The organism is Streptomyces ortus, assembly GCF_026341275.1.
GTDB classification, from domain to species: Bacteria; Actinomycetota; Actinomycetes; order Streptomycetales; family Streptomycetaceae; genus Streptomyces; species Streptomyces ortus.
On record NZ_JAIFZO010000002.1, the window covers coordinates 6,873,247 to 6,894,852 of the forward strand.

The 21,606-nt window shown below is 71.9% G+C and carries 16 protein-coding genes and 1 pseudogene; 14 read left to right on the forward strand and 3 right to left on the reverse strand.

The window, feature by feature from the left end:
- Window positions 1-19: 19 nt before the first annotated feature.
- From ribA to tgmB, 6 genes and pseudogenes are all read left to right on the forward strand, one after another.
- Window positions 20-688: a GTP cyclohydrolase II gene (gene ribA / locus K3769_RS33285; protein WP_267029956.1), complete on the forward strand. Its 669-nt coding sequence runs from the start codon at window positions 20-22 to the stop codon at window positions 686-688.
- A gap of 76 nt (window positions 689-764) precedes the next feature.
- Window positions 765-1,393 (forward strand): annotated as a pseudogene (locus tag K3769_RS33290) (FAD-dependent oxidoreductase).
- The gene (locus K3769_RS33295) at window positions 1,390-2,442 is read left to right on the forward strand and encodes a saccharopine dehydrogenase (RefSeq protein WP_267029957.1); all 1,053 of its coding nucleotides are present in this window, start codon (window positions 1,390-1,392) and stop codon (window positions 2,440-2,442) included. Before K3769_RS33290 ends, K3769_RS33295 begins: the two are co-directional and overlap by 4 nt.
- Window positions 2,435-3,247: a saccharopine dehydrogenase C-terminal domain-containing protein gene (locus tag K3769_RS33300; protein WP_267029958.1), complete on the forward strand. Its 813-nt coding sequence runs from the start codon at window positions 2,435-2,437 to the stop codon at window positions 3,245-3,247. The genes K3769_RS33295 and K3769_RS33300 overlap by 8 nt, the downstream gene beginning before the upstream one ends.
- Before the next feature lie 895 nt (window positions 3,248-4,142).
- Window positions 4,143-4,334 carry a putative ATP-grasp-modified RiPP gene (tgmA, locus tag K3769_RS33305; protein WP_267029959.1) on the forward strand — a complete coding sequence of 64 codons (192 nt, stop codon included), beginning with the start codon at window positions 4,143-4,145 and terminating at the stop codon, window positions 4,332-4,334.
- 16 nt (window positions 4,335-4,350) lie between these two features.
- Window positions 4,351-5,349 (forward strand): ATP-grasp ribosomal peptide maturase, encoded by a 999-nt coding sequence (tgmB, locus tag K3769_RS33310; RefSeq protein ID WP_267029960.1) that lies wholly within the window; start codon window positions 4,351-4,353, stop codon window positions 5,347-5,349.
- 68 nt (window positions 5,350-5,417) lie between these two features.
- Here the strand turns inward: tgmB and K3769_RS33315 are convergent, their stop codons facing one another.
- Window positions 5,418-7,385 (reverse strand): phosphatase PAP2 family protein, encoded by a 1,968-nt coding sequence (locus K3769_RS33315; RefSeq protein WP_267029961.1) that lies wholly within the window; start codon window positions 7,383-7,385, stop codon window positions 5,418-5,420.
- 483 nt (window positions 7,386-7,868) lie between these two features.
- On the opposite strand from K3769_RS33315, the gene K3769_RS33320 reads away from it, so the two are divergent.
- From K3769_RS33320 to K3769_RS33340, 5 genes are all read left to right on the forward strand, one after another.
- Window positions 7,869-8,999, forward strand: coding sequence for an ROK family transcriptional regulator (locus K3769_RS33320; protein ID WP_267031639.1), 1,131 nt, complete (start codon window positions 7,869-7,871; stop codon window positions 8,997-8,999).
- A gap of 265 nt (window positions 9,000-9,264) precedes the next feature.
- Entirely contained in the window at window positions 9,265-10,596 is a 1,332-nt protein-coding gene (locus K3769_RS33325; protein ID WP_267029962.1) for an ABC transporter substrate-binding protein, read from the forward strand.
- Window positions 10,597-10,707: 111 nt separating this feature from the next.
- Window positions 10,708-11,685 carry a carbohydrate ABC transporter permease gene (locus K3769_RS33330; protein ID WP_267029963.1) on the forward strand — a complete coding sequence of 326 codons (978 nt, stop codon included), beginning with the start codon at window positions 10,708-10,710 and terminating at the stop codon, window positions 11,683-11,685.
- A 72-nt stretch (window positions 11,686-11,757) separates the two neighbouring features.
- A complete protein-coding gene (locus tag K3769_RS33335) occupies window positions 11,758-12,666 on the forward strand; it encodes a carbohydrate ABC transporter permease (protein ID WP_267029964.1) in 909 nt (302 codons plus the stop codon).
- A gap of 6 nt (window positions 12,667-12,672) precedes the next feature.
- Window positions 12,673-14,532, forward strand: a complete 1,860-nt coding sequence (locus K3769_RS33340; RefSeq protein WP_267031640.1) for a hypothetical protein — start codon at window positions 12,673-12,675, stop codon at window positions 14,530-14,532.
- 18 nt (window positions 14,533-14,550) lie between these two features.
- Here K3769_RS33340 and K3769_RS33345 read toward each other — a convergent pair whose 3' ends face one another.
- Window positions 14,551-15,906 (reverse strand): MFS transporter, encoded by a 1,356-nt coding sequence (locus K3769_RS33345; protein ID WP_267029965.1) that lies wholly within the window; start codon window positions 15,904-15,906, stop codon window positions 14,551-14,553.
- 245 nt (window positions 15,907-16,151) lie between these two features.
- Window positions 16,152-16,817, reverse strand: coding sequence for a TetR/AcrR family transcriptional regulator (locus tag K3769_RS33350; protein WP_267029966.1), 666 nt, complete (start codon window positions 16,815-16,817; stop codon window positions 16,152-16,154).
- Window positions 16,818-17,030: 213 nt separating this feature from the next.
- On the opposite strand from K3769_RS33350, the gene K3769_RS33355 reads away from it, so the two are divergent.
- From K3769_RS33355 to K3769_RS33365, 3 genes are all read left to right on the forward strand, one after another.
- Entirely contained in the window at window positions 17,031-17,909 is an 879-nt protein-coding gene (locus K3769_RS33355; protein WP_267031641.1) for a shikimate dehydrogenase, read from the forward strand.
- Window positions 17,910-17,985: 76 nt separating this feature from the next.
- The gene (locus K3769_RS33360) at window positions 17,986-19,854 is read left to right on the forward strand and encodes a bifunctional sugar phosphate isomerase/epimerase/4-hydroxyphenylpyruvate dioxygenase family protein (RefSeq protein ID WP_267029967.1); all 1,869 of its coding nucleotides are present in this window, start codon (window positions 17,986-17,988) and stop codon (window positions 19,852-19,854) included.
- Between the two features lie 124 nt (window positions 19,855-19,978).
- Window positions 19,979-21,541, forward strand: a complete 1,563-nt coding sequence (locus K3769_RS33365; protein WP_267029968.1) for an acetolactate synthase large subunit — start codon at window positions 19,979-19,981, stop codon at window positions 21,539-21,541.
- Window positions 21,542-21,606: the final 65 nt, after the last annotated feature.

A 21,606-nucleotide genomic window follows, 5' to 3' on the forward strand; every position in this document is an offset into this window, starting at 1 on the left:
CTGCTTAGGAACCAGAATCATGACAGAAATTGATGGCGTACTCGCCGGGGAATCCCAGTCCGCAGGCGTCGAGCGGGTCGTAAGTTCTCCGCTGCCCACTGTGTACGGCGATTTCGAGGCCGTCGGCTACCTGGACCGTACTCGCGGAGACGAACAAGTGGCCCTGGTTCACGGTGACATCAGGGGCGCCCGGGGTGAGGGAATACTCACCCGGCTGCACTCCGAGTGCCTGACCGGTGACGCGTTCGGGTCCCGGCACTGCGAGTGCGGCCCGCAACTCACCACCGCGCTGCGGGAGATCGCCGAGGAGGGCCGCGGCGTCCTGATCTACCTCCGGGGGCACGAGGGCCGCGGCATCGGTCTGCTGGCCAAGCTCCAGGCGATGAAGCTCCAGTCGGAGGGCCTGGACACGGTGGAGGCGAACCTCGCGCTCGGCCTGCCCGTGGACGCCCGTGACTACGGCGTGGGCGCGGACATCCTGCACGACCTCGGCGTCCGCTCGGTCCGGCTGATGTCCAACAACCCGCGCAAGCGTGAGGCGTTGGTCCGCAACGGCATCCGGGTCGACGCGCAGGTGCCCCTGCTGATCCCGCCCTGCGACGACAACATCACCTACCTGCGCACCAAGCGGGAGCGCCTGGACCACGACCTGCCGCACCTGGACGCGGTGGTGGGCCACCGGGTCTGACCCGCCGGACGCGGCGACATGGGCGCGGAGTGGGGAAGGGACGGGGAACGACCTCGGACCTCGGAACGCGGCGCCCATGAACGCCGTACCGGAGCGCTCGGAAGTCGTCGTCATCGGCGGCGGGGTGATCGGCACGAGCATCGCTTGCCACCTGCCACCTGCCACCTGCCACCTGGCGCGGGCGGCGTACCCGACGTGGTGCTGGTCGAGCGGGGCGAACTCGCCTCCGGGTCCACTGCCCGCGCCGCGGGAGGCGTCCGCGCGCAGTTCTCCGACGAGCTCAACATCCGGCTCGGCGCCCGCAGCCTGGAGGCGTTCGCCCGTTTCGGGGAGGAGACGGGCCACGACATCGGGCTGCACCGCGTCGGCTACGTCTTCCTGCTGTCGAGGCCCCACTGGATCCCGCGTCCGTACGAGTCCATGGAGCGCCGCGCCCCCGCCCTCCTCGACGTACGCAGGACGGGCGGCCGGGCAGGCCTGTACGAGATCACCCCGGACCACAACGCACTGATCGGCGAGTCAGAGCAGATCTCCCGCTTCCGCTACGCGACCGGGTTCTCCGGGCACGGTTTCCTCCAGGGACCCGCCGTGGGAGAGGTGGTCCGCGACCTGTATCTGGGGCACGATCCGTTCGTCGACATCACCCCGCTGCGTGCCGAACGGTTCGCCGCCGACGCCCCGAGACCGGAGGTCAACCTCGTATGACCGAGCTGCACCTGTGGCTGCGCCACGAGACCCGTACGACCGAGCGGCGCACCCCGGTCGCACCGTCCGACGCCCGGCGGCTCGTCGCGGCGGGCGTGACGCTCACCGTCGAGGAGTCCCCGCAGCGCGTCTTCCCCTCCGAGGCGTACGAGGCGGCCGGCTGCCGGGTCGTCGAGGCGGGCTCCTGGACCGGGGCCCCGGCGGACGCGGTGATCGTCGGCCTCAAGGAACTGCCGGACGGGCCCGACGGGCCGGCGGAGTTGCGGCACCGGCACATCTTCTTCGGGCACGCGTACAAGGCGCAGCCCGGAGCCGGGGCACTGCTGCGCCGCTTCGTCGCGGGCGGCGGAACCCTCTTCGACCTGGAGTACCTGGTGGACGAGGACGGCCGCAGGCTCGCCGCCTTCGGCTACTGGGCGGGCTATGTGGGCGCCGCCCTCGCGGTCCTGCACCACCGGGGCGCACTGACGGCACCCCTGCGGCCCACCTCGAAGAAGGAACTGGACGACGGACTCCACCCCGCCCCCGGCGACGAACGGTTCGCCTCGCTGGTGATCGGCGCGCTGGGCCGCTCCGGACGCGGGGCCCGGGCGGCGTTCGCCGAGGCGGGCCTCGAACCCACCTGCTGGGACCTCCCCGAGACCCGGGCCCTGGACCGGCCGGCGCTGCTGGCACACGAGTTGATGGTGAACACGGTGCTCACCACCGGCCCCTCCACGCCCTTCCTCACCGACAAGGACCTGGCCGAGCCGGACCGTCGACTGCGCACGGTGTGCGACGTGACCTGCGACGTGGGCTCCCCGTACAACGTCCTGCCGGTCTACGACACCGTCACCGACTGGGCGGACCCCGTCCGGCGGCTCCACGAGCGACCCGCCCTCGATCTCATCGCCATCGACAACCTGCCGTCCCTGCTGCCCGAGGAGGCGAGTACGGATTTCTCGGCGGCGCTGACACCGCTGCTCCTGGAGTTCGGGGCGGGCGGGGAGTGGGGCCGCTGCCTGGACCGGTTCACCCAGGCGTGCCGCGACCTCGACGCCCATGCTTGATTCCTCCCCCGTACCGCCCTCCGGGACCGTGCACTGGATCGGCGCGGGCCTGTCCACCGGCAGCGGGCTCGCCGCGCTCTGCGGGGCGGCCGACCGCGTGCGGCTGTGGCGCCGCACCGACGAGAGGGCCGGACAGTCACTGGCGGCGCTCGGCCTCACCGGCCGTGCCCAGCCCCGCGCGTACACCCCGGGAGCCCTCACCGCCGAACCGGCCCCCGGGGACGTGGTGGTCTCCATGCTGCCCGCCCCCGAGTCCCCGCGCCCCTGGGAGGCCACCCGGTCCCATGTGGTGGACGGGGAGTCCTTCGAGGTCTACCCGAACCGCGACAGCGTCCCGTTCGTCGGGCAGTACGGGCTGCCGCCGGCCTGGAAGCCGCAGACGTTCGTCCGCGGCACCCTGCGCCTCGACGGCTGGCTGGAGGCGTGGCAGCCGGTCTTCGCGCGCCTCGCGGACGCAGACGCCGGTGCGAGTGCGATCGCCGAGCTGGCCCATGACCTGGCCGCCCGCTACCCGACCACCGACGCCGACCGCGACCGGGTGGTCCTCGCGGTGACCTTGGACGTACGGGCCGGGTCGGGGCGGACCTGGTCGGGTCGCTACCTCCTGGACCTGGTGGGGGACGCGGAGGAGAGCGCGATGGCGCGATGCGTCTCGCGCACCCTGTCGGCCGGCGTGCGGGCGATCCTGCGGGGCACCCTGCCACCGGGCCTCAACCGGGCGGCGGAGACACCCGGGCGCGCGGAGGGGTGGCTCACGGAACTGGCGGGCGACGGGATCGACTTCAGGCTCACGACGGACGCCTGAGCCTGTCGGCGGCACTCGACGTAGGCGGCCGGCCGCATCGGTCGCGACCGAGTGGTTCTCCCGGCTCCCCGGCTCGAACTGCGGGGGCAGGCGCCGATGGTCAGGCCCGCGGTGCGCGTCGGCAGCGCCCGCCCAGGGACGGTCCCGCGGTCGGGCGGCGAATTCTGAGGCCGTCGCCCGAACCGCTCTCATGGACCTGGAAGCCGGTTCCGCGGACCGTACGACGTGAGATGCGCAACACGTCCGTGAGGAGTCGCGAAAACGAGGTACCCGGAAAGAAAACCGTCGTTCACGCGACGGGCGAAGAACCGGTCGAGACGGTCCGGGGCCGCCGGGTCCGGACCGACCTCCGACGGATCCCCTTCTTGCCGCAACTGATCCATGTCTGCCTCCGGTTGACGGTCCGAAAGCGGCGGAAAAGGGATATCGGCGCGCGGTCGGCGAAGAGGCGTGGAGATCGGGAAGCGCTACGGGAGTAGCTGTGTGGGGGGTGTCCTCCGAATGAAATTCTCGGCCTCGGCCGGACCTGTCCGCGGGCTCGTGAACCGGTGTGCTCGCGCATCACGCGCCCCGGGACATCACACCGGCGCGCGCGGCGCGCGGCGGCGGAATGTGTGCGTCAGTGCGCTGAACTGCGGCTCCACCTCGGATCCGTAACTCTCGGACCCGCGTCTCCAGAGGTGTCTCCAGAGATGAACGGCTGTCCCGCGCGCGGACGATCGGCACGGCAGGGTCACGTCACGGACCGTACCCGTCCGATGACTACGCAGCGTGAGGCAACCATTCTCCAGTTCGATTCGTATATCTCCGTGGAAGCCCCGTGGATCCGCCAGGTAACGTGACGCCGGAGCGTCACGATCCGCTTCGTCGGGTCCGCACCGAGCAAGGAGAACCGATGCGACCGTTCGCGCTCAACTACGCCCGTCCGGCCCAGCAGTTGGAGGTCAGCACTCCGTATGCCTATGACTCCAGACTGCAATTGAACGTCTTCCCGGACGGGCGGCTGGCCGCGCATGACTACGCCGTGTTGCGGGAGTTGGGGTCCACGACTTCCACAGCGGGCTCCAAGACCCACTTCGACGACTGATTCCGGACCCCCGACGATGACGGTTCTGATCCTGACGTGCGAACAGGATGTGACCGCGGACATGGTGGTGGCGGAGCTCGACGGGACCGGAGTTCCGGTCGTCCGCCTCGATCCCGCGGACCTGCCCGGCCCGGTGGCCCTGTCGGGCGAGTATGTGCGCGGCGGCTTTCGCGGGCATCTGTCCGCCGGCGGCCGACTGGTGAGCATGAGCGGGTTGCGGTCCGTCTGGGTCCGCAGGCCCGGCGCGCCGGCGAGCCGTGCCGCCGAGCCCTCCGACTGGCTGACCGAGGAGTCCGCCCAGGCGCTCTACGGCATGCTGCGGTCCACCGACGCACGCTGGATGAACCACCCCGACGCGGCCCGCCGGGCCCGTCACAAGCCCTGGCAGCTGTCCCTGGCGCAGCGCTGCGGACTGCCCGTACCCGCCACGCTGATCACGACGTTCCCGCAGGCCGCCCGTGACTTCGCGGACCGTTTCCCGGATCTCGTGGTCAAGCCGGTGTCGGGCGCGCACCCGCAGGAGCCACCCAGGGCGGTCCCCACCAGCCGGGTCGCACCCGACGCGGACTTCGCGGCCGTCGCCTACGGCCCCACCCTGCTCCAACGGCGGGTGGCCAAGCGGGCCGACATCAGGCTGACCTGCGTCGGCGACCGGCTGTTCGCCGCGCGCAAGACGGTCGCCCCGGACGCCGACCCCGACGAGGTGGACGTCCGGTTCGCGGTCTCGGACGCCCCCTGGCAGCCGGTGGACACCCCGTCGTCCGTCGCCGCCGGGATCCGCACCTACCTCCGCGAGGCGCAACTGGCCTACGGAGCCTTCGATTTCGCCGAGGACGCCGAGGGGCTGTGGTGGTTCCTGGAGTGCAACCAGTCGGGCCAGTTCGGCTTCGTACAGATCGAGTCGGGGCAGCCGATCGCCGCCGCGGTCGCCGACTGGCTGGCCGCGCCCACCGCACCGACCGCGCCCGGGGCCCGCTCCACCGGCGCCCGGGCATGGGCGATGGAGGGCCACTGAGACCGCGTCGCGGCGCGCGCGGCCGGCAAACGCGCAGGTGCCGCGAAGCGGCCGGGCGAGGCGACCGCTCAGGACACCCGGACCGACAGCCCGCCCGCCGTGCGGACCGCCTCGGCGCGGACCCCGTCCACCACGACCTCGGCGAACCGCCCCCGCAGCGACCGCGCCGCGATCACGGGAAGGGCCGTGCCCCGCCGCGGACGGTACGACCCGCCGAGGTGGACGACGAGCCGGCCGCCCCGGCCGAGCAGCATCCTGCGGTCCACCGTGAGCGCCGGCGCGCCGTCACCCGCGAGCGTCACCTCCAGCGTCGTACCGGCCGCCTGGGCGTACGCGCCCCGCACCCGCAGGGGCGACGTCACCCGCAGGGTCCCGCCCGCGACCCGTACGTCACCGTGTCCCAGTGCGGAGGCCGAGGCGGTCGCGAGGACACCCTCCGCCAGCGTGCTGCCGCCGGTGTACTCGTTGGCGCCGGCCAGGCACAGCGTCCCGCTGCCGCGCTTGACGAGCGCGCCCCGGCCGCCGATGTCGTTGCGCCAGGTGTCGGCGGCGCCGAAGCCCCCGGCCGCGGCGTCCAGCGTGACACGCACGTCGGTGTCGAAGGCCCCGTACCCGTCGGCGGCGGCGAAGAGGTTCAGCCGCCCCCACTTCTCGAAGCCGTCCAGCAGGATGTAGCCGGCGGGCAGCGCGGTCGTGCGCAGCACCTCGCGCCGCTGGACCGCGGAGAGATAGGGCAGCCGCGTCTCCAGCAGCACCTCGGCGCCCTTCGGCACGCTCATGCGGTCGTGCGCGGACCGCCTGGGCAGCACGTACGTCAACCGGGGCTCCACCGCTGCCCTGTTGGCGGCACGGTCCGCGTACGGGTCGGTGTCCGGGCCCGCCGAATGCGCGTAGGCGTAGAGGGTGTCCGCGGTCGAACCGGTCCGCTCCCGGAAGTACGCCGCGGCCTGGGCGCGGGCCGCCGCCTTCAGGCCGGCGTTCGCGGGATCGGCGAGCGCCGCCGCCGCGAGAGCCGTCGCGAGGACCCGGCCGCCCACCACGTCGACGGTGGAGTGCATGCCCGACACGATGCGGGTGTGGGCGAGTTCGGAGGCCCGGGCCACCAACTCCTGGAACCGCTCGGGGACCGCGTACGCCAGGGACAGGGCCGCGAGGTAGAAGGCGTTCGTGTGGCCGCTGGTGAAACCGCCGTCGTCGGCCGGGTCGGTGCCGCGCTGCCTCAGCAGCTGGGGGACCACCACGACGTCGGACGCGTAGACGGGGAAGCCCAGTTCGTCGGTCGTGCCCGTGGCGACGATCCGGCTGTCCTCGGTCATCCGCCATGGACGCGGGTACTGGTAGGCGAGTTTGGAGGGGTTGCTCGACGCGAACGGACCGCGCACCGTGTCGACCAGCTCGGCCACCCTGCCGAGGTCCGAGCTGTGCGAACCGGCGCCCAGCGCGGAGCCCGCGGGCGCGTCGGCCGGGAGCGTGTCGTTGATCCGGCCCGCCGGAACGCCGTCCGGCGCCGAGGTGATACCGGTGACGGCCTTCGCCCCGCTCCGGTACAGGTCGGCGAGCGGGCCCAGGCCGGCGATCACCGCGTAACTCTGGTGCTGTCGGTCCTGGACGAAGGCGGTGCGCGCCTCGGCCTCGGTGCGGCGCGCGGTGACGCGGGCGCAGTAGCGCATGTTGGCGCGCAGGACCTCGGGCAGCAGGGGGGTGCCGGTGTCCCAGGCGGCGCCCGTCTTCCAGAGGCGCGCGAAGCCGTCGAGGATGTGCACGGCCGCGTTGGTGTCGGAGGTGACGTTGCCGACGACGTTCGTGGTGTACGCGTCCACGAAGGCGGCGGTCGTGTTCGTCGCCGCCGCCGCGGTGGCGGGCCACGCCGCGACCGCGGGGGCCGCGATCAGTCCGGCGGAGACGCCGACGGACCCGCGCAGGAACCCACGCCGGCCGACACCGGCACGGGTGCCGCTACCCGTACCCGTACCCGTATCGGTATCGACATGGGTACCGGTTCTGCCGCCGGGGGGACGGGGGTGCACACCGGGCATGGAGGTGCCTCTCCTTCTGGTCGTGCCGAAGTCATGACGGGCGGCGGCGGTACGAACTCGGCGCCCGCGGGGCCTCACGGCAGAGCTCGGGCCGGTGCGACGGCCCCCTCCACCGGCGGCACCCGCAGCCGCCTCACCGCGCGCAGGCATCGGGCGCGCTCTTGGACGCCACGCCCCGGGCGGGGCTCCGGGCACTCCAGGCACTCCGAGCGCCACGGCGCGGCACGCGGTGCGCGCAGGCCGAGCGGACGCCGGGCGAACCGTGCCTGCTGAACAGCGTCTAGGGAAGCCCCGGGACGGGCTTCGGGGGGAGTGCGGCAGGCGAGTACCGCACGAGTTCGTTAGGAAGTTAACTAACGAAGTAGGGTGCGTCAAGGGTTGTGGAACCCATGCCGTACAACGGTTGCGACGAGGTCCGGACAGACCCGAGCGGCAGACCGCCGCGGCATGAGCGGACCGCCGCGGCACGACCTGAGGGAGAGCATGAACCTGAGCGAGAGCGCCCGCGCGGTGTTCGCCGTACTGGCCGCGTCGGGCACCGCCACCCGCCCCCAGCTGGCGGCCGGCGCGGGTCTGTCCAAACCGACCGTCTCCACCGCGGTGGCCGAACTGGAGGGCGCCGGGCTCGCGGCCTGCTCCGGCACCGCCTCGGGCGGCACCGGCCGCTCCGCCGCCGTCTACGCCTTGGGCCCGGCCGCGGGCGCCGTGCTCGCCGTCGATCTCGGCCCCACCCACACCCAGGTACGCGGCTGCGCCCTGGACGGCACCCTGCTGGCCCGGGGCACCGGCCCCCGGGCGGACTCCGCGGACACGGTCCGGGCGGCCCTGCGCGCCCTGCCCGCCGGAGCCCCGCTGCGCGCCGTCGTCGTCGCCGTGGGAGACGTCACCGCCCGCGACCGGGACGGCACCGGGATGCGCCCCGCGACCGCGAAGGCCGGCCCCGCCTTCGACGCCATGGCCGTCGCGCTGCCGAAGGACGTCCCCGTCCACCTGGAGAACAACGTCAACTGCGCCGCGCTCGCCGAACTGCACCAGGGTGCCGCCCGCGCCCGCGACTCGTTCGGCTATCTGCGGATCGGGGTGGGCATCGGCCTCGGCATCGTCATCGGCGGCCGGGTGCTGCGCGGCGCGAACGGCGCCGCGGGCGAGCTGGCCCGGCTGCCCTACCCGTGGGACGACGGCCGCGAACCGCGCCGGGAGGCCCTGGAGGAGCGGATGGGCTCCCGTTCGCTGCTGGACAGGGCCGCGGACGCCTGGCGGGACGCGGACGGCGCCGACGGACCCTGCCCCCGTACTCCCGAGCGGCTCTTCGCCCTCGCCGAGGAGGGGCATTCCACGGCCCGTTCCGTGGTCGGCCGGCACGCCGCCGACATCGGCCGGCTGGCCGCCGCGGTGGTCGCGGTACTGGACCCGGGGCTGATCGTGCTGGGTGGCGCCGTCGGCGCGTTCCCGCAGCTCCTGCCGGGTGTACGGGAGGAGCTGGCGCGGCTCAGCTGGCCCACCGAGGTGGTCAGCAGCATGGTCGGCGACAGCGGCACCGTGGCCGGTGCGAGCCGCCTCGCCGTCGCCCATGGAATCGAAACCGTGACCGGTGGGGTGCGAGTCAAGCATTGACGGTTCAGCCACGGGTCTGCCAATGTCCGGACAAGCGCTTTCCATGGTCGGCGGGACCCGGCCCTGGGTGAGGCGTCCCGCCGTACGCGACGTACGGCAGCCGTGCGAGGGCGCGCTCGTGCGGCTGAGGCTCCGGGCCGGGGACCCCCACTCGTCGGAGCGATGCGGCCGGGCGAGGCCGCACGCCGGAAGGCCCCACCTCAGGGACAAAGACCCGGGCCGCCCGACGGCCGGGGGATCCGTTACGCACCTCCAGGAGGACCCGGTGGGTCACCAGATCTCGCGCAGAACCCTGTTCCGCTCCGCGAGCGGCATCGCAGCCGCCGGCGCACTCGGCACCTCGCTGAGCGCCTGCAGCGGAGGCACCGGCGCCGGCAGCACCAACAGCGACCTGACCATGATCTGGTGGGGCAGCGACGACCGGCACGCGGCCTACAAGAAGGTGCTGGCCGCCTTCCGGAAGAAGAACCCGAAGATCAAGATCCGGCCGACCTACTCCGGCTACGACGGGTACTTCGACAAGTTCAACACCAACATCGCCGGCGGCAGCGCCCCCGACCTGCTGCAGATGGACACCGCGCTGGTCGCGCAGTACGCCCGCAAAGGTGTCCTCGCCCCGATCGACTCGTACGTCGGCAAGAGCCTGGACCTCACCGGCTTCTCCAAGACCCTCCTCGCCGCCGGCACCGTCGACGGCAAGCTCTACGGCGTCCCGTCAGGCATCGGCGTCAACCAGCTCACCGTCAACCGCACGGGTCTGGAGAAGCTCGGCCTGGAACTGCCCGACCGCGAATGGACCTGGGCCGACCTGAAGAAGATCGGCACCGACGTCCACAAGAAGAGCGGCGGCAAGATCTACGGCGTCGACGACGGCGGCGGCTCCACCCTCCAGTGCTTCGAGGTCTTCGCCCGCGAGAACGGCGAGACCTTCTTCACCGAGGACGGCAAGAAGCTCGGCTTCACCCCCGACACCCTCCAGGCGTGGTGGGAGTACTGGGCCGAGATGCGCAAGGTCAACGCCTCTCCGCCGCCGGCGATCACCTCGGCCGCGCACAACGACCTCACCAAGAACGCGGTCGTCATCGGCAAGGCGCTGTTCACCTTCGACTCCGGCGTCTACGGCGCGGGCGGCTCCATCACCGACGCGCAGCTGGACTTCCTGCCCACTCCGCAGGGCGACTTCTCAGGGGCCCGCGAGGGCAACTTCGTCAACGGCGGTGTGCTGCTCAGCGCGACGAAGGCCAGCAAGAAGGTCGCCGACTCGGTGAAGATCATGTCGTACTTCGCCCAGGACGCCACCGCCATCAAGGACATGCAACTGCTGCGGGGCATTCCGCCGACGGAGAAGGCGCGCGGGCTGATCGCCTCGGGACTCACCGAGACGGACAAGCTCAACATGGCCAACGCGGACTACGTCGCGCAGCGGGTCGGCAGGGCGAGCGACGCGCTCGCGGCGCCCGCGCCTCCGCCGCAGGGAGCCGACCAGATCTGGGACCTGCTGTTCCAGTCGAACCTGGCGGTGGCCTTCGGCAAAAAGTCGATCAAGGCGCAGCTCGGGGCGTTCTTCGACCAGTCGGCCGGGATTCTTGAAGGCTAGCGCCGCCGGGGGCGGGGCTGTTCGAAGCTGCGGGTCCGCGGTGGCTGGTCGCGCGGTTCCCCGCGCCCCCAAGGGGCGCTCGAAAGACCGGGAAGGGCCGGGGAGATGAGTATGACCACCGCGAAGAGCGACGAGGCCGTCGAGGAGCAGGCCGCTCCCGTGACCCCGTCCGACCGGCGGGAGCGTGACCGGATGCGCCGCCGCCTCGCCAGACGGCGGGGCGGCGGCTGGTGGCCGTACGCCTTCCTGGCCCCCTGGTTCGTCGGCCTGTTCGGGCTGACCGTCTATCCGATGCTGGCCTCGCTGTACCTGTCCTTCACCGACTTCGACCTGCTGACGCCCGCACGGTGGGTCGGGGTGGACAACTACGACAAGATGTTCACCGAGGACCCGGTCTTCTGGGACTCGGTGCACGCCACGCTGCTGTACGTCGTCGTGTCGGTGCCGCTGAAGCTCGCCCTCGCCCTCGGGGTGGCGATGCTGCTCAACCGCGACCTGCGGGGCATCGGCCTGTACCGGGCGGCCTTCTATCTGCCGTCCCTGCTCGGCGGCGCGGTGGCCGTCGCCATCGTGTGGCGGCAGGTCTTCGGCGGCGACGGCCTCTTCAACGACTTCCTCGCCTGGTTCGGCATCGAGGGCCAGGACTGGATCTCCAGCCCCGACACCGCGATCTACACGCTGATCCTGCTCGCCGTCTGGCAGTTCGGCACCCCGATGGTCATCTTCCTGGCCGGCCTGAAGCAACTGCCGAAGGACGTGTACGAGGCGGCGGCGATCGACGGCGTCACGCCCGTCACCCGGTTCTTCAGGATCACCCTGCCGCTGCTGACACCGATCGTCTTCTTCAACGTGGTCCTGCAGATCATCGACGCGTTCAAGACGTTCACCCCGGCCTTCGTCATCAGCAACGGCTCCGGCGGTCCCCTCAACTCGACCATGCTGTACAGCCTCTACCTGTACAAGAAGGGCTTCACCGACCTCCAGATGGGTTACGCCTCGGCGCTGGCCTGGGTGCTGTTCCTGGTCATCGCGGGCTTCACGGCGGTCAACTTCATCGCCGGCCGCTACTGGGTCCACTACGACGACTGACGTCCGACGACGACCGACGACCGACGTCAGACCGACGCCGGACCGACGTCCGAGCGAGGAGCCTTCCATCCCATGTCCGCCATCACCCCGACCCGGCCCTCGAAGTCGCCGCCGCGCGGCGCGAGGCCGCCCCTGCGCAAGCTGCGCTCGGCCACCGGATCGCGCCGCGTCTTCATCCACACCGTGCTCATCGGCGTGGCCATCGTCATGCTCTATCCGCTGCTGTGGATGCTGAGCAGCTCGCTCAAGCCCGACACCGAGATCTTCACCCAGCCCGGCCTCATCCCCGGTTCGCTCCGGCCGGAGAACTACTCCGAGGGCTGGAGCGGCTCCGGCAACTCCTTCTCCCTCTACATCACCAACTCGCTGATCGTCACGATCGGCGCGGTGATCGGGAACGTCATCTCCTGCTCGCTGGCCGCCTACGCCTTCGCGCGCTTCGAGTTCCGCGGCAAGAAGATCTGGTTCGGGCTCATGCTCGGCACGCTGATGCTGCCCACGCAGGCCGTGCTGATCCCGCAGTACACGATCTTCTACAACCTGACCTGGATCAACACGTTCCTGCCGCTGATCGTGCCGAAGTTCCTCGCGGTGGACGCCTTCTTCATCTTCCTCATGGTCCAGTTCATCCGGTCCATCCCGCGCGAGCTGGACCAGGCGGCCATGATGGACGGCGCCAACCCCTTCCAGATCTACTGGAAGATCATCCTGCCCCTGATGCGACCGGCGCTGATCACCACCACGATCTTCACCTTCATCTGGACGTACGACGACTTCCTGCACCAGCTCGTCTACCTCCAGCAGAACGACAAGTTCACCGTCCCCCTCGGTCTGACCCTGTTCCTGGACCAGACGAGCGGCTCCTCGTACGGCGCGATGTTCGCCATGTCGACGCTCGCTCTCCTGCCCACCCTCATCTGCTTCCTGATCTTCCAGAAGCGGCTCGTGGAAGGCCTGGCCACCTCCGGCATGAAGGGCTAGATGTACGTGCACCTCCCCCACCAGCGCGGCCCGCTGCACGACCTCGCGGACGACCCGGCCGCGTACGACGCCGTCCTGGCCGGTGTCACCGAGACGGCCCTGGCCCGTCTCACCCCCGAGGGCAGCCTGGAGAACCCGGCCGCCGGCGAGGACATCGGCGACACCTCCCTCGGCATCACCTCCCTGCTCGCGCTCGCCTGGCAGCGCAGCAAGGACCCGCGCCTGCCGGAGGCCGTGCGCCGCAGTCTCGGCTTCCATCTGCGCGAGCGCGTCTTCACCGAGGACAACCCCGGCTACCCGAACCTGACGGCACGCGACTCCGGTCTCCCGTACGCCCGTTACGTGCTGGAGCCCGGCGCGCATCCCATCGGGGACTGGCCCAGCACGGTGTGGGCGCTGCTCCAGGCCGTCAACGTCCTGGACGCCTCCCGCGGCGGACTCGTCGACGACGAGCAGTACCGCGAACTCCTCGGCGTGGCGGGCGGATACTGGCGCTGGCTGACCGAGGCCACGGTCTTCAGCCCGCAGGACGCCGCGAACCAGGCCATCGGCTGTGTGGTCGGCGGCCTGATGCTCGCCCGCCATCTCCCGCCCGAGGAGGGGGAGTCGGTCCGGCAGCGGGCCCTGCGGCTGTACCTCGACGAGATCCGCGCCCGGCGTGTACGGGACCGGGGCGCGCTCCTGCCTCCCGAGCACGGGGGCGCGTACGACAACAACTACGGGCCGATCTCGCTGTCCTTCCTCGCCCAGGCCCACCGGGTCAGCGGCGAGGAGGTCTTCGCACGGGACGGCGACACGCTCGCCCGCTACATCGACGCGCGGCTCTGCGGCAGCGGCTTCGACCTCGGCGGCCCGCGCTACAGCGAGCAGCACTCCGCCTTCGAGTCGGTGCTCGGACTGCGGTACTTCGGGCGCCGTATCGGCGCGGACATCGGCCGGTACGCCGGGGACGCGCGCTGGAGCCGGCACGCGGTCGGCGCCGACGGAGGCGTGGACGGGCACTTCGCGTTCATGCTCGTCTGGCAGATCCAGGACACCCCGGGCTGGCACCGGGCCCCGAGCACAACTCCCGCCTGCCACCAACTGCGGTCCGGCACGGTCACGGTGTCCTTCGACGACCGGATGACACCCTCGGTGATCGAGGCCGGCGGTACGGCGCTCATCGCGGCGGCCGTCAACCGGCAGCACGGTTTCGGGCCCGTGGTCGGCCTCGCCGCGGACGGCTTCCTGCTGTGCCGTCCGATGGGCGCGGTACGGGTCGCGGACCATCGCGCCGGAGGACTGGCGGCCAAGCTCGTGACCAAGCCCGTCGTCGGGCGGGACCATGTGCTGCGCCACGTGCGGTCGTTGTACGTCACGGACGGGACGCGGCTGTGGATGACCGTGATCGTCGAACGGCTCGGCGGGGAGCGGTATCTGCTCGCGGGGATGCCGTACGTCACCGCCGACGGCGACCGGTTCCGGCGGGTGGCCGACTTCCCGCTGGTCGTGGCGGCCGGTGAGCTGCGGCTGACGCATCCGCGGCGGGGTGCCGCGGATTCCTTCGACGCGCGGAGCGAACTGACGCAGCAGGACGCCGCGTTCGGGCTGGCCGCGGATCCTCGGGGGTACGGGGATCCCGATGCCGGGTGGCGGCATGTGCGGACGACGAGCGCGCTGGAGGTGGGGCCCTCGGCGGACTCGCCGGAGGGGCTCGACGTGTTCGCCGTGCGGTACGGGTCCGTGGCTGCCGAGCCGTTGGGTGTGGTGTGTGAGCGGGGGGAGGGGGGCGGGCTCGTGGTGCGGGCGGGGGTGTTCACCGCGGTGCTGGGGGTGGCGGACGCGGGTGGGGAGCCGGGGCTCACGTTGACCTCCGGGGGGAGCTGACGGGGGCGGGGCTCGTCCTCAGACGCCGGACGGGCTGAGTACGTCCGGTGACTCCTGATTGCTTCGCTCGCCCAGGTGTTCCGTCGGGACCTTGTGTGTCTCCCGTGCCGTCAGTGCGGCGATCACCGGGGGGACGCACAGGGCAGCCGTGAACACGGCCACGGACAGCCAGTCGTCTCCGTCCGGGCCCGCGATCTGCGCGGCGAACGTCACCGCGAAACCGGCGACCGCGAAACCGATCTGCGTGCCGACGGCCATCCCCGACAGGCGGACCCTGGTCGAGAACATCTCTCCGTAGAAGGACGGCCAGACACCGTTCGCCGCGCTGTACACGACACCGAAGGTGACGATGCCGAGGAACAGGACCAGCGGATAGGAGCCCGTGGAGATGGCCCACAGGTAGAGGAACATCAGTACGCCGCTGCCCGCGGCGCCGACCAGGAAAACCGGGCGGCGGCCGATGCGGTCGGACAGGGCGGCCCACAGCGGGATCGCGCCGAGCGCGACGAGGTTGGCCAGCGCTCCCACCCACAGCATCGACGTGCGGTCCATGCCGACCGCGTCACTCGTCGCGTACGCCAGCGCCCACACCGTGAAGATCGTGCTGATCGAGGCGACCAGCGCGGCGGCGACCACCCGCAGGACGTCCGCCCAGTGTTCGCGCATCAGCACGGCGAGGGGCATCTTCGCGACGCCCTCGGTGGCGGCCTGCTGGGTGAAGGTCGGCGTCTCCTCAAGGGTGCGGCGGATCACGTAGCCGACGACGGCGACCGCGATGCTCATCCAGAACGGGATGCGCCAGCCCCAGGCGAGCAGTTGGTCCTCGGGCATCGCGGCGACCGGGATGAACACCAGGGTGGCGAGGAGCTGGCCGCCCTGGGTGCCGCTGAGCGTGAAGCTGGTGAAGAAGCCGCGTTTGTCCGGTGGCGCGTGTTCCAGCGACATGGAGTTGGCGCTGGCCTGCTCGCCGGCGGCCGAGATGCCCTGCAGCACGCGGCACAGGACCAGCAGTACCGGCGCCAGCGTGCCGACCTGGTCGCGGGTCGGCAGACAGCCGATGAGGAACGTCGACAAGCCCATCAGGATCAGCGTGAAGACCATGATCTTCTTACGGCCGACCTTGTCGCCGAAGTGCCCGAGGAACAGGGCCCCGACCGGACGCGCCGCGTACGCGACCCCGAACGTGGCCAGCGACAGCAGGGTCGCCGTGGCGGGGTCGGACTCGTCGAAGAAGACCTCCGGGAAGATCAGCGCGGCTGCGCTCCCGTAGATGAAGAAGTCGTAGTACTCCAGCGCGCTGCCGATCCAGGCGGCTGTCGCGGCCTTCCTCGGCTGGCCGGGTGGCGCGTCGAGGGGTGCTGCGGGGACGGACACGGCGGTGCTCCTTCGGGGGAACTCCAACGTAGGCGGAGTGAGCGGGAGGGAGGGAGTGAGCGGGGGGGTGCGGGAGGGGGCGGTGCTGAGCGGGGCAGGAGTGGTGGTCCCTGGGGTGGTGGGGCCGCCGTGCCGGGGCCTGCTCGGTTAATTAACCCACTGGATAGTTAGTAGTGGCTGGCTACGGATGTTGCGCTCACGTTTCCCGGGTGTCAAGAGGTCGCGCCCAAGGATCTTGCGGAGGCTCAGTCCGCCGTGCGGTCCGCCGTCAGATAGGCGATGACCATGTCGCCCAGCATGCTCCGGTAGTGCTCACGCTGCGCGGGGTCGACCAGGTCGCGGCCGAACAGGGCGCCGAAGGTGTGCCGGTTGGCGACCCGGAAGAAGCAGAACGAGCTGATCATCGCGTGCAGGTCCACGGCGTCGACGTCGGCCGTGAACAGGCCCGACTCCCGCCCCGACTCCAGGATGCGGCGGATCACGTCGAGCGCGGGCGAACCGATCCGGCCGAGCTTCTCGGAGCCGGCGATGTGCGCGGCCCCGTGGATGTTCTCGATGCTGACCAGCCGGATGAAGTCCGGGTGCGCCTCGTGGTGGTCGAAGGTCAGCTCGGCCAGCCGCCGGATGGCCGCGACCGGGTCCAGATGTTCGACGTCGAGCCCCTGCTCGGCCTCGCGGATGACGCTGTACGACCGCTCCAGCACGGCGGTGAACAGCTGCTCCTTGCCGCCGAAGTAGTAATAGATCATCCGCTTCGTGGTCCGGGTGCGGGCGGCGATCTCGTCCACCCGGGCCCCGTCGTAGCCGGCCCGCGCGAACTCCTGGGTCGCCACGTCGAGGATCTCGGCCCTCGTGCGTACGGCGTCGCGGATGCGTCCGTTCGGCCTTGCCGGTTCTTCGACGCTGGTCATCGGGTTCCTTCGGGCTCTGCCGGGTGTTTCTGGGTGCTCTGGCTGCCGCGGCTGCTCGCGGGCGAGGGGCCGGTGTCCCGCGATTCTAGAAGCAGGTGGCGGCGCCCGGGCCGGGGTGTCCGCCGGGGCCTTCCCGTGGTCAAAGGATGCTGATATAGCTAACGTACTGGTTCGTACATTAGTGAGCTGCTCGGGAGGTCCGGCGTGGTCGCCGTGGTCAAGGACTCGTATCTCGTCGGGTTGATCGGCGCCGGCATCGGCCCTTCGCTCAGCCCGGCCCTGCACGAGCGGGAGGCCGACCGCCAGGGCCTGCGCTATCTGTACCGGCTCATCGACATCGACGTGCTCGGTGTCGCGCCGGAGGCGGTGGGCGATCTGGTGCGCGCCGCCCGTGACCTCGGCTTCGACGGGCTGAACATCACCCACCCGTGCAAGCAGCTCGTCATCGAGCACCTGGACGCGCTCTCCCCGCAGGCCGAGGCGCTCGGCGCGGTGAACACGGTCGTCTTCGACGCCGGGCGCGCGATCGGCCACAACACGGACGTCACCGGCTTCGCGGCGTCCTTCGCGCGCGGACTGCCCGACGCCCGGCTGGAGCGGGTGGTGCAGCTGGGCGCTGGGGGAGCGGGGGCGGCCGTCGCGCACGCCCTGCTGACGCTCGGGGCGGGGTCCGTCACCGTGGTGGACGCGCTGCCGGACCGGGCGGGGGCGCTGGCCGACCAACTGAACCGGCAGTTCGGGGCGGGTCGGGTGGACGCCGGTGACCCGGAGCGGTTGGCCGCGTTGCTCGTCGGGGCCGACGGTGTCGTGCACGCCACGCCCACGGGGATGGCGGCGCACCCCGGCCTGCCGTTCGCGGCGGAGCTGCTGCGGCCCCGGTTGTGGGTGGCCGAGGTGGTCTACCGGCCGCTGGAGACCGAGCTGCTGCGCGTCGCGCGGGAGGTGGGGTGCGCGGTGCTCGATGGTGGGGGGATGGCTGTCTTCCAGGCGGCGGACGCGTTTCGGCTGGTCACGGGGCGGGAGGCGGACGCCTCACGGATGCTGGCGGACATCTCCGAGTTGGCGGGGGCCGGCGCCCTGCGAGCCCCCTGAGGACAGAGGACCGCGCCGTTCCCCGCGCCCCTTGCGGCTGCGCCCCCTTGTACGTCGGAATCCGAGGAGTAGCAACGTGCGTACCTCCATCGCCACCGTCTCCCTCAGCGGAGCCCTCACCGAGAAGCTCACCGCTGCCGCGCGGGCCGGGTTCGACGGGGTCGAGGTCTTCGAGAACGATCTGCTGGCCAGTCCGCTGACACCGGAGGAGATTCGCGCGCGCTGTGCCGATCTCGGGCTGAGCATCGATCTGTATCAACCCATGCGCGATATCGAGGCCGTGCCGCCGGACGAGTTCCAGCGCAACCTGCGCCGGGCCGAGCACAAATTCCGGCTCATGGAGCGACTCGGCGCGGACACCGTCCTGGTGTGCTCCAGTGTCTCGCCCCACGCGGTCGACGACGACGCGCTCGCCGCCTTCCAGCTGCGCCGCCTGGCCGAACTCGCCGACGGCTTCGGTATCCGCGTCGCGTACGAGGCCCTGGCATGGGGCCGGCACGTCAGCACGTACGACCACGCCTGGCGCATCGTCGAAGCCGCCGACCACCCGGCGCTCGGCACCTGCCTGGACAGTTTCCACATCCTCGCCCGCGACTCCGACCCCCGGGCTCTCGAAGGGATCGCGGAGATTCCCGGCGAGAAGATCTTCTTTCTGCAACTGGCCGACGCGCCGCTCATGGCGATGGACGTCCTGCAGTGGAGCCGCCACCACCGCTGCTTCCCCGGTCAGGGCGGCTTCGACATCGCCGGGTTCCTCCGGCAGGTGATCAAGGCCGGCTATCAGGGGCCGCTCTCCCTCGAAGTCTTCAACGACGTCTTCCGGCAGGCCGAGGCCGGGCCGACCGCCGTCGACGCGCAGCGCTCGCTCCTCGTGCTGCAGGAGAGCGTCGGCCTCACCGCACCGCCCGCGCCCGTCGTGCCGACCGGCGTCGCCTTCGCCGAACTGGTCAGCCCCGACGTCGAACCGGTCTCGGAACTCCTGGCAGCGCTCGGCTTCACCAGAACCGCCCGGCACCGCGGCAAACCGGTCGACCTGTGGCAGCAGGGGGAGGCACGGGTGCTGCTCAACACCGGTCCGGGCGCCCGCCGCGACGGTACGCAGCTCGCCGCCGTCGGGCTGGAGTCACCGGACCCGGCCGGCGCGGCCAAGCGTGCCGAAGCACTGCTCGCCCCCGTGCTGCCGCGCCGCCGCACCCCGGAAGACGTGCCCCTGGACGCCGTCGCCGCACCCGACGGTACGGAACTCTTCTTCTGCGCCACCGGCCGCCCCGGACTGCCCGACTGGACAAGCGACTTCGACCCCGCAGACCCCGCAGACCCCACAGACCCCGCAGGACCGACTGGGCCGACAGGGCCCGCGGATACCACAGACCCCACGGAGCCCGCCCCCGGCGGCATCCACCGCATCGATCACCTCGCCCTCACCCAGCCCTGGCACCAGTTCGACGAGGCCGCGCTCTTCCACCGCAGCGTTCTGGGGCTCGGCGCCCTGGAGAGCGTGGACGTCGCCGACCCGTACGGGCTGCTGCGCAGCCGGGCCGTCACCAACGCCGACGGCAGTGTCCGTATCGCCCTCGGTGTCGGCCCGGCCCCGAGCGCCGACGACGGCGACCGGGCCCAGCACATCGCGCTCGCCACCGACGACCTCGTGACGGCGGCGCGCCGCTTCCGGGCCGCGGGCGGCCGGCTGCTCGCCATCCCCGCCAACTACTACGACGACCTCGCGGCCAGGTACGAGTTCGCCGACGGCGAGCTGGAGACCTTCCGCGCACTCGGCATCCTCTACGACCGGGACGCGGACGGCGCGTTCCGCCACTGCTACACGGAGACGATCGGCCGGGTCTTCTTCGAACTGGTCCAGCGCGACCCGGGACACCGCGGTTACGGCGCGCGCAACGCCCCGGTGCGGCTGGCGGCGCAGCACGTACGGCGGCCCGTGCGCTGAGCCGGCGGCCGACCGGCTCTCCGGCGGTCCGGATGTCCGGAATCCGGCTGACGCCCCGTTGTGAACCTGGTGAGACTGGCAGGCGCACACCCCCGACAGGCACGAGCAGCAGAGGCGGACCGCCATGCCGAACGGAGCGCAGACCCTGGTGGAAGGCCTCGTGGACGCGGGCGTCGACGTGTGCTTCGCCAACCCCGGTACCTCGGAGATGCACTTCGTGGCCGCCCTGGACGAGGTACCGGGCCTGCGCGCGGTGCTCTGTCTCTTCGAAGGCGTGGCCACGGGAGCGGCCGACGGCTACGGGCGCATGACGGGCAAACCCGCCTCGACGCTTCTCCACCTGGGCCCAGGACTGGCCAACGGCCTGGCCAACCTGCACAACGCCCGCCGCGCGGGCACCCCCGTCGTGAACGTCGTCGGTGACCACGCCCTGCCGCACAAACGGCTCGACGCGCCCCTGGAGTCCGACATCGGGTCCCTCGCGCGCACCGTCTCCGGCTGGACCCGGCGCACGTATCGCGCCACCGACCTGGCGAGCGACGCGGCCGAGGCCGTCGCCGCCGCGTACGGGCCGCCCGGCTCGGTCGCGACCCTGCTGGTGCCCGCCGACGTGTCCTGGTCGGAGGCGGGCAAGTCGGGCCCGCCGCCCGCCAGGACCGGGCCGCGCCCCGGAGCCGTGTCCGCGGCGGCCGTCGAGGAGGCGGCGCGGGCGCTGCGCTCCACCGAGCCCGCCGCGCTGCTCCTCGGCGGCGCGGCCACGCACGGGCGCGGTCTGCGGGCTGCCGCCCGGATCGCCGCCGCGACCGGCGCCCGGCTCCTGTGCGAGACCTTCCCGGCCCGGCTGGAACGTGGCGCCGGGCTGCCCGCGGTCGGCAGGCTCGCCTACCGTGAGGCGGACGCCACCGCCCAACTGGCGGGCGCGCGGCTGTTGTTGCTCGCCGGAGCGGCCGAGCCGGTCACGTTCTTCGCCTACCCGGGGCAGAGCGGCCGGATCGTCCCGGACGGCTGCCGGGTGCTGTCGGCGGCCACCGGGACCGAGGACGTCACAGCGGCCCTTGAGGCACTCGCGGAACTGGTGCAGAGCGCCGTGACTCCCCTACCGCAGGCGCCCTCGCGGCCCGAGCGGCCCACCGGGGCCCTGACCGGCGAGAGCGCCGCCGCGGCGATCGGCGCGCTGCTCCCGGACCAGGCGATCGTCGTCGACGAGGCGAACACCTCCGGCATCTGGCTGCCCGCCGCGACGGCGGGCGCCCCGCCCCACGACTGGCTCACCCTCACCGGCGGAGCCATCGGACAGGGGCTGCCCGCGGCCGTCGGCGCCGCGCTCGCCGCGCCCGGCCGGCCCGTGCTCGCCCTGGAGGCGGACGGCAGCGCCATGTACACCCTGCAGGCGCTGTGGACCATGGCCCGCGAGCAGCTCGACATCACCGTCGTGCTCTTCGACAACCGCGCGTACTCGGTCCTCAAACTGGAGCTCCAGTCCGTCGGCGCGACCGCCGCCGGCCCCCGGGCGGGCGATCTGCTCGACCTGTCCCGTCCCGACCTGGACTTCGTGGCCCTGGCCCGCGGCATGGGCGTACCCGCCGAACGGGCCGTCACGGCCGAGCAGTTCACCATCCTGCTGGACCGGGCCCTGGCAGAGCCCGGCCCCTGTCTCATCGACTGCGTCGTACCACCACTGGCGTGACCTGACCTGACCTGACCTGACCTGCCTGACCAAGAGCCGTCCCTGGCCCCCGGCCCCGCGACGAA

Excerpts from the sequence above, each read along its gene's own strand:
- ribA (WP_267029956.1), top strand. The coding sequence starts at position 20 with ATGACAGAAATTGATGGCGTACTCGCCGGGGAATCCCAGTCCGCAGGC.
- K3769_RS33295 (WP_267029957.1), top strand. The coding sequence starts at position 1,390 with ATGACCGAGCTGCACCTGTGGCTGCGCCACGAGACCCGTACGACCGAG.
- K3769_RS33300 (WP_267029958.1), top strand. The coding sequence starts at position 2,435 with ATGCTTGATTCCTCCCCCGTACCGCCCTCCGGGACCGTGCACTGGATC.
- tgmA (WP_267029959.1), top strand. The coding sequence starts at position 4,143 with ATGCGACCGTTCGCGCTCAACTACGCCCGTCCGGCCCAGCAGTTGGAG.
- tgmB (WP_267029960.1), top strand. The coding sequence starts at position 4,351 with ATGACGGTTCTGATCCTGACGTGCGAACAGGATGTGACCGCGGACATG.
- K3769_RS33315 (WP_267029961.1), bottom strand. The coding sequence starts at position 7,385 with ATGCCCGGTGTGCACCCCCGTCCCCCCGGCGGCAGAACCGGTACCCAT.
- K3769_RS33320 (WP_267031639.1), top strand. The coding sequence starts at position 7,869 with ATGAACCTGAGCGAGAGCGCCCGCGCGGTGTTCGCCGTACTGGCCGCG.
- K3769_RS33330 (WP_267029963.1), top strand. The coding sequence starts at position 10,708 with ATGACCACCGCGAAGAGCGACGAGGCCGTCGAGGAGCAGGCCGCTCCC.
- K3769_RS33335 (WP_267029964.1), top strand. The coding sequence starts at position 11,758 with ATGTCCGCCATCACCCCGACCCGGCCCTCGAAGTCGCCGCCGCGCGGC.
- K3769_RS33350 (WP_267029966.1), bottom strand. The coding sequence starts at position 16,817 with ATGACCAGCGTCGAAGAACCGGCAAGGCCGAACGGACGCATCCGCGAC.
- K3769_RS33365 (WP_267029968.1), top strand. The coding sequence starts at position 19,979 with ATGCCGAACGGAGCGCAGACCCTGGTGGAAGGCCTCGTGGACGCGGGC.